Source organism: Bradyrhizobium sp. NAS96.2 (genome assembly GCF_001908235.1).
Taxonomy (GTDB): domain Bacteria; phylum Pseudomonadota; class Alphaproteobacteria; order Rhizobiales; family Xanthobacteraceae; genus Bradyrhizobium.
On sequence record NZ_LGHK01000268.1, the window covers coordinates 1 to 11,972 of the forward strand.

At 63.6% G+C, this 11,972-nt stretch carries 10 protein-coding genes and 1 tRNA gene; 8 read left to right on the top strand and 3 right to left on the bottom strand.

Translation table 11 applies throughout. The annotated features are described in order from the left end of the window. The 4 genes from AC628_RS38665 to AC628_RS38680 form a co-directional block, all read left to right on the top strand. Positions 1-1,124: penicillin-binding transpeptidase domain-containing protein (locus AC628_RS38665; protein ID WP_249776121.1), on the top strand; the 1,124-nt coding region annotated here is incomplete at its 5' end. Between the two features lie 217 nt (positions 1,125-1,341). After that, on the top strand, positions 1,342-1,542 hold the full coding sequence (locus AC628_RS38670) for a hypothetical protein (protein ID WP_074131882.1): 201 nt from the start codon (positions 1,342-1,344) through the stop codon (positions 1,540-1,542). 182 nt (positions 1,543-1,724) lie between these two features. Next, a tRNA-Gln gene (locus AC628_RS38675) sits at positions 1,725-1,798 on the top strand. 184 nt (positions 1,799-1,982) lie between these two features. Next, on the top strand, positions 1,983-2,390 hold the full coding sequence (locus AC628_RS38680) for a GNAT family N-acetyltransferase (RefSeq protein ID WP_074131883.1): 408 nt from the start codon (positions 1,983-1,985) through the stop codon (positions 2,388-2,390). A 23-nt stretch (positions 2,391-2,413) separates the two neighbouring features. Here the strand turns inward: AC628_RS38680 and AC628_RS38685 are convergent, their stop codons facing one another. The 3 genes from AC628_RS38685 to AC628_RS38695 are packed head-to-tail and all read right to left on the bottom strand — an operon-like array spanning position 2,414 to position 7,345. Then, positions 2,414-2,971, bottom strand: a complete 558-nt coding sequence (locus tag AC628_RS38685; protein ID WP_074131884.1) for an invasion associated locus B family protein — start codon at positions 2,969-2,971, stop codon at positions 2,414-2,416. Positions 2,972-3,029: 58 nt separating this feature from the next. Then, complete coding sequence (locus tag AC628_RS38690) at positions 3,030-6,176, bottom strand: efflux RND transporter permease subunit (protein WP_074131885.1); 3,147 nt, start codon at positions 6,174-6,176, stop codon at positions 3,030-3,032. Beyond that, positions 6,173-7,345 (bottom strand): efflux RND transporter periplasmic adaptor subunit, encoded by a 1,173-nt coding sequence (locus tag AC628_RS38695; RefSeq protein ID WP_074131886.1) that lies wholly within the window; start codon positions 7,343-7,345, stop codon positions 6,173-6,175. Before AC628_RS38695 ends, AC628_RS38690 begins: the two co-directional genes overlap by 4 nt. A 182-nt stretch (positions 7,346-7,527) precedes the next feature. On the opposite strand from AC628_RS38695, the gene AC628_RS38700 reads away from it, so the two are divergent. The 4 genes from AC628_RS38700 (at position 7,528) to AC628_RS38715 (ending at position 11,833) form a co-directional block, all read left to right on the top strand. Beyond that, the gene (locus AC628_RS38700) at positions 7,528-7,989 is read left to right on the top strand and encodes a MarR family winged helix-turn-helix transcriptional regulator (RefSeq protein ID WP_074131887.1); all 462 of its coding nucleotides are present in this window, start codon (positions 7,528-7,530) and stop codon (positions 7,987-7,989) included. Positions 7,990-8,115: 126 nt separating this feature from the next. Next, positions 8,116-8,355 carry a hypothetical protein gene (locus AC628_RS38705; protein WP_028344615.1) on the top strand — a complete coding sequence of 80 codons (240 nt, stop codon included), beginning with the start codon at positions 8,116-8,118 and terminating at the stop codon, positions 8,353-8,355. Between the two features lie 215 nt (positions 8,356-8,570). After that, complete coding sequence (locus AC628_RS38710) at positions 8,571-11,123, top strand: TonB-dependent receptor (protein ID WP_083633289.1); 2,553 nt, start codon at positions 8,571-8,573, stop codon at positions 11,121-11,123. A 20-nt stretch (positions 11,124-11,143) separates the two neighbouring features. Next, a complete protein-coding gene (locus tag AC628_RS38715; protein WP_074131888.1) occupies positions 11,144-11,833 on the top strand; it encodes a Fe2+-dependent dioxygenase in 690 nt (229 codons plus the stop codon). Positions 11,834-11,972 lie beyond the last annotated feature (139 nt).

The window sequence follows — 11,972 nt, forward strand, 5'->3', positions numbered from 1 at the left end:
CGCACACCGGCCGTGTGCTCGCTATGGTCGGCGGCTTCTCGTTCGACCAGAGCCAGTTCAACCGCGCGACGCAGGCCTACCGGCAGCCCGGTTCGACCTTCAAGCCGATCGTCTATTCGACGGCGCTCGACAACGGCTACACCGGGTCGAGCGTGCTGATGGACGCGCCGATCGAGATCGATCAGGGGCAGGGCAACATCTGGCGCCCGGAAAACTTCGATGTCGGCAAGTATATGGGACCGATGACCCTGCGTAACGCGCTGCGGCTATCGCGCAACACGGTGACGGTGCGGCTCGCGCAGGAGATCGGCATGCCGCTGATCAGCGAGTACGCCAAGCGCTATGGCGTCTATGACGAGCTGCCGAATTATCTCGCCTATTCGCTTGGCGCCGGCGAGACCACGGTGATGCGGATGGCCACGGCCTATTCGATGATCGCCAATGGCGGCGTCCGCGTGAAACCGACCCTGATCGACCGCATCCAGGACCGCTACGGCCACACCATCTTCCGGCACGATCAGCGCGAATGCCGCGGCTGCGACGCGCCGGAGGGCTGGAAGAACCAGCCGGAGCCGCAGCTCGTCGACCGCCGCGAGCGGGTGCTCGACGCGATGTCAGCCTACCAGATCACCTCGTTGATGGAGGGCGTGATTCAGGCCGGTACCGGTACTGCGCTGAAGGACGTCGGCAAGCCGCTCGCCGGCAAGACCGGCACCTCGAACGAGGCCAAGGACCTCTGGTTCGTCGGCTTCTCACCGGACCTCGTGGTCGGTCTCTATGTCGGTTACGACAAGCCGCGCTCGCTCGGCCGCAACGCGCAGGCCGGCCACACCGCGGCGCCGATCGCGCGCGACTTCCTCAAGCTTGCGCTGGCCGACAAGCCGGCCACCCCGTTCAAGCAGCCGGTCGGCATCCGGCTGGTGCTGGTCGACGCGAAGACCGGCCTGCGCGCCGCGCCGGGCCAAAAGGGTGTGGTGCTCGAAGCGTTCAAGCCGGGCCAGGCGCCGCCGTACTATGATCCGACGCTGGTCGCCGGCACCGACGTGATCGACGGGACCCAGCAGGCAATCCCGCCGGACGCCGATCGCGCCGTGATGCGGTCAGGGACGGGCGGGCTGTACTGACGCCCGGCCGGCAGGGACTCCGCCAACTGCCATCTGTTCAGTCTCTCGCACCGCAGTGGCAACGCGGCGGTGCGGCGCTTTGTCAGGGCGCGTCATGCCGCCGAAGTTGAACGTGCCGCTCGCGGCGCCGACTCAAAATTGAGCCCTCGGAGAAGCAGGAAACGCGGCGTTCACGTTGCGTCGAAGGCGTCGGGCGCGTGTTAGGCCGTGAATCGCAATGATCAAGGCGCTGGTTGCTGTAGTTCGGGTGATTTTGACCGTTATCGTGGTTGGCGCGGCAGCCCTGATGGGCGCGGTCCTTGGATGGGGGTGGCACGGCTGGATTGGTGCCATCGCGCTCGGCACCGTCGGATTTGGCCTTGGAGCCCTGCTTGCAGCCAATCCTGAGCTGCTCCTTGGAGTACTCGCCGAAATGTAACACCTTTGACCGACGGCTGATCGGCCGGCAACTTTCGCGCCCATTCAATGCCATCAATGCTTGCCAAGCGTGGGACCAAGCGGGTAGAAGGTCGCTCTCGCGCGGGCGCTGATTTGGCAGGCGAACCGCTGCACCGAGATGTCCGGTCATCCAGCTAAGCTGTTGATACCACGGACAATTCTTGGGGAATGGTGTAACGGTAGCACAACAGACTCTGACTCTGTTTGTCTTGGTTCGAATCCAGGTTCCCCAGCCAATCTGCCTCAATGGCTCCGATCATTCTCTGAAATCCTGATGATTGCCCGTTGCTGTCTGCAGGCGACGGCGGGCCGGCCGCGACACAGCATCTGCCATCACAGCATCCAGGGTGGATTAGTTCGGCGTATTCCACCATGGTCTCGCGCGCGTGGTGCGGCCTGTTGCGACAGAGGTTTAAGGTGATGGACGAGATTGTTTATGCCCGCGAGCCGTCGATCGGCATCGACGAGTTCATCGAGGTGCTACGCCAGTCGGGGCTCGGCGAACGGCGGCCGCTGGCGGATACCGAGCGGATGGCGCGCATGATCGCCAATGCCAACCTGATCGTGACGGCGCGCAAGGCGCACCAACTCGTTGGCGTCTCGCGCGCGCTGACCGATTTCGCCTATTGCTGCTATTTGTCCGACCTTGCGGTCGATCGGGCGTATCAGGGGCATGGCATCGGCAAGCGCCTGATCGCGGAAACGCGGCGCTTCGCCGGACCTGAATCGATGTGCCTGCTGCTGTCGGCGCCTGACTCGATCGGCTTCTACAAGACCATCGGCATGCCGGAGCCCGACAACGCGTTTCTCTACAAACGCGAGCGATAGCGCAGGCGGCGATCTTTGCCGCGCTACTTGATCTTGTCGTACACCGTCGCGAAGTCGCCGAGCGGCATCGGGATGCTGATGGTTTCCTTGCCGAGATTCTGGAACGACACCTTGAGCTGCTTGCCCGATTTCAGCTGGGTCAAGACATCGGGCGCGATCGGCGCGTTGATGTAGCAGCCGCGCGCCTCGCAGGTCTGGATCGGCACATCGACCGCCTTGCCTTCGTCGACCTGCAGCTTGGCGCCGACCGGCAGGTTCAGGCCGAGTGGAAGCTGGATCAGCGCAACCGGCGTGCGGGTGTCGCCGGGAACGCGGATGTTGACCAGCACGATGAGCTGGCCGGTCTTGGTGAGAACAGCGGTTTGCTCCATGGCGCATTCGAGCGGCGCGTCGCGGCTCGCGCTGGTGCAGCGCGCGACCCAGCCGGTATTGTTGCCGGATGCATCACCTTGCGGCGCGGCGGGAGCAGCTGCCGGAACCGGTGCGGGCGTGGTCTTGCCCTTGGGCGTCTGGGCGTGGCCAAGGCCGGCTGAGCCGAACACGGTGAACAGGACGAAAAGCGACTTTGCGACAATCCTCACGATACCGGCTCCGAAATGAACATCTTTCGGATGTGCCGGTATGGCGGCCAAAGTCAAGTCACTCGGCGGCCTGCTTGACCGATCGGTCGTCGCCATCGTCGGCGTCGTGGTCGGCGCGCGGCGAGCGGCCCCAGTTCGCAAACGCATTGGAGAGCCGGTCGAGATAGAGATAAACCACTGGCGTCGTGAACAGCGTCAGCGCCTGGCTGACGATCAGGCCGCCGACCATGGCGTAGCCGAGCGGCTGGCGGATTTCGGAGCCGGTGCCGGTCCCGAGCATCAGCGGCACGCCGCCGAGCATGGCGGCCATCGTCGTCATCATGATCGGGCGGAAGCGGAGCAGGGCGGCCTGACGGATCGCCGCCACCGGCTCCATGTGCTGATCGCGCTCGGCGGCGATCGCGAAGTCGACCATCATTATGCCGTTCTTCTTCACGATGCCGATCAGGAGAATGATGCCGATCAGCGCGATCAGCGAGAAGTCGAAGCCCGCGGCCATCAGGATCGCCAGCGCGCCGACGCCGGCCGAGGGCAGCGTCGACAGAATGGTGATCGGGTGGATGTAGCTCTCGTAGAGAATCCCCAGGATCAGATAGACGACCACGAGCGCCGCCAGGATCAGCAGCGGCACGCTCGACAGCGACTGCTGGAACGCCTGCGCGGTGCCCTGGAAGCTCGAGCTCAGGGTCGGCGGTGCGCCGAGGTCGATCATGGCCTTCTGCACCGCCTCGGTCGCCTGGCCGAGCGCGACACCCTGCGCCAGGTTGAACGAGATGGTGATCGCCGGGAACTGGCCCTGGTGGCTGATCGACAGCGGCCGCACCGGCACGGTGGTCCATTTCGCAAAGGTCGACAGGGGCACCTGTTCGCCGGTCAGCGGCGACTTGATGTAGATGTTGTTCAGCGTGTCGATCGAGCCCTGCAGCTCCGGCAGCACCTCGAGGATGACGTGGTAGCTGTTGAGCTGGGTGAAGTATTGCGTCACCTGGCGCTGGCCGAACGCGTCATAGAGCGTGTCGTCGATCAGCTGCGGCTGGATGCCATAGCGCGAGGCAGTGTCGCGGTTGATCTTCAGCTCGACGGTGGTGCCGTTGGTCTGCTGGTCGGTGGCGACGTCGCGCAGCTGCGGCAGCGTCTGCATCTTGCCGAGGATCTTCGGCGCCCATTCGTTCAGCTCGGCAAGGTTGGCATCCTGCAGCGTGAACTCGAACTGGGTACGGGTCGGGCGGCCGCCGAGGCGGACGTCCTGCGCGGCCTGCATGAACAGCCGGGCACCGAGCACCTTCTCCAGCTTCGGCCGCAGCCGGGCGATGATCTGCTGCGCGTTGGCATCGCGCTCGTTCAGCGGCTTGAGCGTGATGAACATGTTGCCGTTGTTGCCGGCCCGGCCGCTGCCGCCGATCGCCATCGCCACCGTCGCCACGCCGGGATCCTGCATGACGATCTTGCTGAGCTGCTCCTGCTTCCCCTTCATCTCAGCGAACGAGATGTCCTGGTTGGCTTCCGAGGTCGCGGTGATCAGGCCGACGTCCTGCTGCGGGAAGAAGCCCTTCGGGATGATGACGAACATGTAGATCGACAGCGCCAGCGTCGCGAAGAAGATCATCAGGGTGGTGAACTTCCAGCGCAGGGCAATGTCGAGCACGGTTTCATAACCACGCAGCATCGCGTCGAAGCCGCGCTCGCTGAGCTTGTAGAGACGGCCGTGCCGCTCCTCATTGTGGGCGCGCAGGAAGCGCGAGGCCATCATCGGGGTCAGCGTCAGCGACACGAACATCGAGACGAAGATGGTCATCGCCAGCACGACCGCGAATTCGCGGAACAGGCGGCCGATGATGCCACCCATCAGCAGCAGCGGGATCAGCACCGCGACCAGCGAGATGCTGATCGAGACGATGGTGAAGCCGATTTCCTTGGAACCCTTGAAGGCGGCGGCCATCGGCCGCTCGCCTTCCTCGATGTAGCGGCTGATGTTCTCCAGCATCACGATGGCGTCGTCGACCACGAAGCCGACCGCGATCGTCAGCGCCATCAGCGACAGATTGTCGAGTGTGTAGCCGAAGATCCACATCAGCGCGCAGGCGCCCAGCAACGCCAGTGGCACCGTCACCGCAGGGATGACGGTTGCCCAGAAGCTGCGCAGGAAGGCGAAGATCACCATCACGACCAGGAAGATGGTCAGGAGCAGGGTGAACTGGACGTCCTCCACCGCGGCCCGGATCGTGGTGGTGCGGTCAGAGATGACCTCGATCTTGACTGCCGGCGGAATAGCCGCGACCAGCCGCGGCAGCGCAGCCTTGATCTTGTCGACGGTGTCGATGACGTTGGCGCCGGGCTGCTTGAAGACGACGAGGAACACGCCGCGCTTGCCGTTGGCCCAGGCAGCTTGCTTGGCGTCCTCCGGCCCGGTCACGGCCTGGCCGATGTCGCGGATCCGCAAGGGTCCGCCATTGCGGTACGCGATGATGACGTCGTTCCAGGGCTCCGCCGTGAGCAACTGGTCGTTGGCATAGATGGTGTAGGCGCGGGTGGCGCCGTCGATATTGCCCTTCGGGCTGTCGACGGTTGCGATGTTGATTGCTGCGCGGACGTCCTCCAGCGACAGGCCTTTCGCGACCAGCTTGGCCGGGTCGATCTGGACGCGGACCGACGGCTTCTGCTGGCCGCCGATGATGACCTGCGCGACGCCGGAGATCTGGCTGATCTGCTGGGCGAGCTGGGCGTCGACGGAATCGCTGACCGTCGTCAGCGGCAGCGTGTCCGAGGTGGCCGACAGCAGCATGATCGGCGCGTCCGCCGGATTGACCTTGCGATAGGTTGGCGGCGAGGGAAGGTTCTTCGGCAACTGGCCGCTGGCGGCGTTGATGGCGGCCTGCACGTCGTTGGCGGCGCCGTCGATTGAGCGGTTGAGGTCGAACTGGATCGTGACCGATGCCGTGCCGAGATAACTCGTCGATGTCATCTGGGCGATGCCGGGGATCTGCGCGAACTGACGTTCCAGCGGCTGGGCGACCGAACTCGCCATAGTCTCCGGGCTGCCGCCCGGCAGCGTCGCGGTGATCTGGATGGTCGGGAAGTCGACTTGCGGCAGCGGCGCTACCGGAAGCAGGGGGTAGGCGACGAGGCCGACAAACAGGATGCCGGCCATCAGCAGCGAGGTGCCGATGGGGAAGCGAATGAATGGTGCGGATATTCCGTCGCTCATTCCTGCGTAACCTTCGACTGGGACTGGTCCGAGCTCGCCACCGCCGTCGTCACCACGGTTCCCGGCGAGACCTTGTACTGGCCCGCGGTGATCACCTGCTGTCCCGGCGACAGGCCCTCGTCGATCACCGACTTGCCGTCGATCGACTGGCTGACCTTGAGCTTGCGAAGCTCGGCCTTGTTCTCCTGATTGACTGAATACGCGTACAGGCCCTCGGTGCCATGCTGCACCGCGTCATCCGGCACGACGGTGGCATCCTTCAGTGTCCGGACCAGGAGCCGGGTCGAGACCGACTGGCCCGGCCACAGCGCATGGTCCTTGTTATCAAACACCGCCTTCAGCCGGACAGTCCCGCTGGTGGTATCGACCTGATTGTTGATCAGCGCCAGGGTTCCGGTCGACAGCACGCGCTTGCCGTCGGTGGTCAGGGCAATGGTCTTGGGCGGCGCCACCGCCAACGCCGCCTTGATATCGGGCAGCTGGTCTTCCGGCGCGGTGAAGATCACGGTGATCGGCTCGATCTGGGTGATCGTCACGATGCCGGTCTGCGCCGAGGCGTTGACGATGTTGCCGATATCGACCAGTCGCAGGCCGACGATGCCGTCGATCGGCGACTTCACGGTGGCGTAGTCGACCTGGGTCTGCGCGTTGAAGATGGCGGCGTCGTCGGCTGTGATCTGCGCCGTGAGCTGGGCCACGGTCGAGCGCTGCGTGTCGAGCTGCTGGCGCGTCGCGAACTCGCCGAGCTTGGTGTAGCGCTGCAGATCGAGATTGGCGTTGGCGAGGTTGGCCTCGTCCTGGGCCTTCTTGGCCTTGGCCTGGTCGAGCGTCGCCTGATACGGCCGCGGATCGATCTCGACCAGCGTGTCGCCCGCCTTGACGAACTGGCCTTCCTTGAAGGCGACCTTGGTGATCTGGCCGTCGACCCGGGTGCGGACCTGGACGGTGTTGAACGCCTGCGCCGTGCCGAGACCGGTCAGGTAGACCGGGAAGTCGGCCTTCTCGACCGGCGAGATCTTGACCGGAACGGCCGGGCGCTGCTGGGCGGCACGCTTCTGCGCGGCCTCGGCCGCCAGCTTGTTGTCGGAGTATTTTTGCCAGCCGAAATAACCGGCCGCGCCAACCGCTGCGATCACTAAAACCCAACCGATGGTGCGTGACTTTGACATGCGGACTCTTGGGTTCGACGTAACAATAAAGGGTGATCGAAACGGTTCACAGAGCTTGCGGATATAATATGCGTGCACTTAATGTGTAAACACACCAAGGCTTGAGAATCCTAAACATTTGGAAAGGTTTAGGCCAGAAACGAGCAGAAACATTCCGGCTGGGAAACGCACCGAGGACCCCTATGTCGCTCGATCTCAAACGCCAGTTCATTGCGCAGCTCGTCGAGAGTTCCAGGCTGCTGCGCAATTATATCGATCATCGCGCCAAGGCGCGAGGCACCACGCGCGCCCAATGGATCGTGCTCTTCCGGCTGCGCGAGCAGGAAGGACTGTCCCAGGTCGACCTTGCCGACGTGCTCGAATTGCAGCCGATCTCGCTGGTGCGGCTGCTTGACCGCCTTGTCGAGCATGGCCTGCTCGAACGCCGTCCCGACCCCAGGGATCGTCGCGCCAATCGTCTGTTCTTGACCAGGACCGGGCGCCGCCTCGTCGACGATCTCGACAGTCTGCGCGATGCGATCGCCGGCGACGTGCTGCGCGACGTATCGGACAAACATGTCGAGAGTGGCCTCGCCACGCTTCGCGAGGTCAAGGATCGCATCAAGGCGCTCGGCGAGGACGCCGAGCACATCGCCGCGAAATAGCGCGTCGGGTCGCGCGCAGTCCTGCGCTCGATCCCTCCATCAGCTTGCGGCTCGCGAGACGCGGTTGAAACCCAGCGGGATGTCGTTCATATCGCGCAGCGACGATGCGAGAGGATGAGGGCAGCGATGGACGAATTGAACGGGCGCATGATGGCATGCCAGATCCTGGTCACCGGATTGATCGCGCGCGTCGCCAATGAGCAGCGTGATCCGCTGCGCTTTCTCACCGACTTCCGCGACGAGATCAAAGCGGTCGTCAACGGCGTCAATATCGCCGGCCTCGAGAACAGCGACCGTGTGCGGCAGGTCGCGCAGCGGACCATCGATGAGCTGTTTTCGCTGATGAAGCCGCCAAGCGCCGAGTGATTGCCGGCAGCAGTTTAGAACCGTTATTAGAACGCTTAAAAACTAGAGTTTAGAACGGTTTCAAACCACAGATTAGAATCCCTTTGAACTGGGGCGATTCAAGCAAACTGTGGCGCTGATCGCATTGATAAAAAAGGTCACGCTCGATAACCGGAGGAGACAGTTCGTCGCACGTGATTTCGCGACGAACTCGCTTTCTGGGGGCGTGCAAGACAATGAGCAATGTGAAGGCGCCGAGATCGCTGCGCTTCGAAGCGGCGATCGGTTCGGCTGACGATACGGGTTATTCCGCCGCGAAGGTCTCCGCAGTCGCGAGCCTGATCGCGGTGGCGTCGCTTTCGGGGGCCGAAGCGCAGCAGACCAACCTGCCGCCGGTGAATGTCGATGCCCCGGTCGCGCGCCCGCGGCCCGTCTCCTCCAAGCCCACGTCGGACCAGGTCCGCGCCCGCAACGCGCTGCGCCGCGCCGCGCGCCGGAGCAATCAGCAGGCCCAGCAGGCGCCGGTGCCGTTTCCCAATGCCGGCGGTCTTCCCGCCGACCGCGATCGCTACGCGGATCCGGCCGCGCCGTACAAGGGCGACCGTCTGCAGGCATCCGGAAAGTATCCCGAGCCGATCCTGAACACGCCGAAATCGGTCACGGTGCTGACCAAGGACGTGCTCGCGGACAAGAATGCGACTTCGCTGAAGTCGGCGATCCTGTCGACGGCCGGCGTGACGCTCGGCACGGGCGAGGGCGGCAACGCGTTCGGCGATCGCTTCTTCATCCGCGGCTTCGACGCCCGCAACGACATCTTCATCGACGGCGTGCGCGACGCCGGCGTCAGCGTCCGCGAGAACTTCTTCACCGAGCAGGTCGAGATCCTGCGCGGCCCGGGCTCGTCCTTTGCCGGCCGCGGCACGACAGGCGGCGCGATCAACATCGTCACCAAGCAGGCGACGACGGAGAACAGCTTCTACAACATGGACACCTCGTTCGGCACCGATCGCACCAAGCGGGTGACGCTTGATGTCAACCAGGTGATCAGCCCGACGCTGGCGATCCGCACCGGCGGCTTATTTCAGGATGCCGGCGTCGCCGGCCGCAGCTACGTCACCGACAACCGCGACGGCGCGTTCGTCGCCGGAACGTGGAAGCCGGTCGATGCCGTGAAGATCACCGGCAACTACATCCACACCGAGCTCACCGGTATCCCGGATTTCGGCGTGCCGTACTACCGGCCGAGCACGTCGAGCACGGCCGGCGGCCCGTTCCCGGACTTCGGCGTCAACCGCAATAATTTCTACGGCTTCGTCAATCGTGACTTCTTCAGGACCGGGCAGGACATCGGCACGATCAACGCCGAGGTGCAGGTCACGCCGGACCTCGTGATCAGCAACAAGATCCGGGAATCGCGCTCGACCCAGAACTACATCGGCACGCTGCCGGAATCGCCGGTGCTGACCAATCCGCTCTCGGCCTCGACGCTCAGTCTCAATCCGCAGAGCCGCTACCAGGTCACCGACGTGTTCGCCAACCAGACCGAGGCGACCTACAAGTTCAACGACGGCGTCGGCTTCAAGCACACGGCGCTTGCCGGGTTCGAATATGACAATGAAAGGTCCTCGATCGACAAGTATCTTGGTCTGAATTCGGAAGCGCTGCCTGGCGGATTCACCGGCGGTGGATCGCTTTCTGGCGTCAGCGTGTTCAATCCGCAATACACCAACATTCCGTTCCCGATTCCGTCGGGGCTGTCCGGGCTGCCGACCAAACTCACCGTCGACACCAAGAGTGTCTATGTTCTGGATAGCGCCAACTACAACGATCTCGTGATCCTCAACGGCGGCCTCCGCTATGACGACTACAACATCAAGACCAGTGGCTATGGTACGGTCAATGGTGTCGCCAACGTCTTCGGTCAGCAGCAGCAAGACTACGGCATGCCGAACTTCAACCTTGGCCTGACGCTCAAGCCGTTGCCGAACGGGAGCGTCTATGCCGCCTATGCCACGTCATCCAACCCGGTCGGCGCGGAATTTGACGGTTCGAGCATTCAGTATGGTGGCCTCGCGCCGGTCCTCAACGGCAATCCAAGCCAGATCTTCGGGCCGGAGAAGAACAAGGCGATTGAAGTCGGAACCAAGTGGGAGCTGTTCGATCGCCATTTGCTGGTGACGGCGGCGCTGTTCCAGACCGAGAAGGAAAACGCGCGCGAATCCATGAACGTCACCCCGGCGACCGCAACCGCCGCATGCCCTTACCCGGCTGGTACGACCGGAACTGTCTCCTGCATCAGCGCTGGCGCGGCCTATAGGATCCGCGGCATCGATCTCGGAGTGGGCGGCAAGATCACCGACAAGTGGAGCGTGTTCGGCGGCCTCGTGCTCATGCAGTCGGAAGTGACCAAATCGAATATTCCGCCTGCGAACACGACTCTGTACACCTCGAACGTCGGCTTGCCGCTCGCCAATGTGGCGCACCAGTCGTTCAGCATGCTCTCGAAATACCAGCTGACCGACATGTGGGAAATCGGCGGGCAGGCAGTGTATCGTTCCAAGGTGTACGGCGGCACCTTCCTTGCGGCCAACCAGGGCACGTCGATCCCGAGCTACTGGCGCTTCGACGCCTTTGCCGAGGCCAAGATCGACAAGCACTGGACCATGAAGCTGTTCGTCAACAACATCTTCGACAAGCGCTACTACGACGCGCTGTATCAGAGCGCGGCACCGTTCGTGCTCGAAGCGCCGGGACGCGCCGCGTATCTGGTTGTGTCTGCGCGTTACTGACGGAGGCCTCGCGGCACAAGATGCTGGTCTGTGTTCCCAACGTATTGAGCAAGGCTGATGTGGCGGATTTCCGCCGCATCATGGAGCAAGCCGAATGGGAGGACGGCCGTTCGACCGCGGGCGCTGCCTCCGCGATAGTCAAGCGCAACGAGCAGCTGCCGCCCGACAGCGAGGTCGCGCGGCAGCTCGGCAACCGCGTCCTGTCGGCACTGTCGGCAAGCCCGCGCTTCATCTCGGCGGCGATCCCGCTTCAGATCTTTCCACCCTTGTTCAACCGCTATGCCGCGAGCGACGGGCACCATTTCGGCCTGCATGTCGACAATGCGGTGCGGGGTGACAGACTGACGGGCTTGCGGATCCGCACCGACCTGTCGGTCACGCTGTTTTTATCGGAGCCGGAAGACTATGATGGCGGCGAGCTGGTCATCGAGGACCTCTACGGATCGCATGAAATCAAGCTGCCGGCGGGCGATCTCGTAGTTTATCCTGCTTCCAGCTTGCATCTGGTCACGCCGGTCACGCGGGGCGTGCGGGTAGCGTCTTTTTTCTGGCTGCAGAGCGTGGTACGGGATGCCCACGCGCGCAGCCTGATCTTTGATCTCGATACCGCGATCCAGGCTCTGGTGGAGCGGCTGGGGCGCGATGACCCTGAAACGGTCAAATTGACCGGGATTTATCACAACCTGATCCGTCACTGGGCTGAAGTGTAACTGATGATGACATTCAAGTTCCCCGCTGCATCCGCCATGATCGCCTCGCTGGCGATGCTGATGCTGGCCGCGCCGTCTTCGGCGCAGCAGCAAACGGCGCCTGCCGCGCAGCCCGCGCCCGTGACCCGGCCTCAGCCCG

Bases quoted from the DNA above. Each gene is read 5' to 3' on its own strand.
- AC628_RS38670 (WP_074131882.1), top strand. From the start codon at position 1,342: ATGATCAAGGCGCTGGTTGCTGTAGTTCGGGTGATTTTGACCGTTATC.
- AC628_RS38680 (WP_074131883.1), top strand. From the start codon at position 1,983: ATGGACGAGATTGTTTATGCCCGCGAGCCGTCGATCGGCATCGACGAG.
- AC628_RS38690 (WP_074131885.1), bottom strand. From the start codon at position 6,176: ATGAGCGACGGAATATCCGCACCATTCATTCGCTTCCCCATCGGCACC.
- AC628_RS38695 (WP_074131886.1), bottom strand. From the start codon at position 7,345: ATGTCAAAGTCACGCACCATCGGTTGGGTTTTAGTGATCGCAGCGGTT.
- AC628_RS38700 (WP_074131887.1), top strand. From the start codon at position 7,528: ATGTCGCTCGATCTCAAACGCCAGTTCATTGCGCAGCTCGTCGAGAGT.
- AC628_RS38705 (WP_028344615.1), top strand. From the start codon at position 8,116: ATGGACGAATTGAACGGGCGCATGATGGCATGCCAGATCCTGGTCACC.
- AC628_RS38710 (WP_083633289.1), top strand. From the start codon at position 8,571: ATGAGCAATGTGAAGGCGCCGAGATCGCTGCGCTTCGAAGCGGCGATC.
- AC628_RS38715 (WP_074131888.1), top strand. From the start codon at position 11,144: ATGCTGGTCTGTGTTCCCAACGTATTGAGCAAGGCTGATGTGGCGGAT.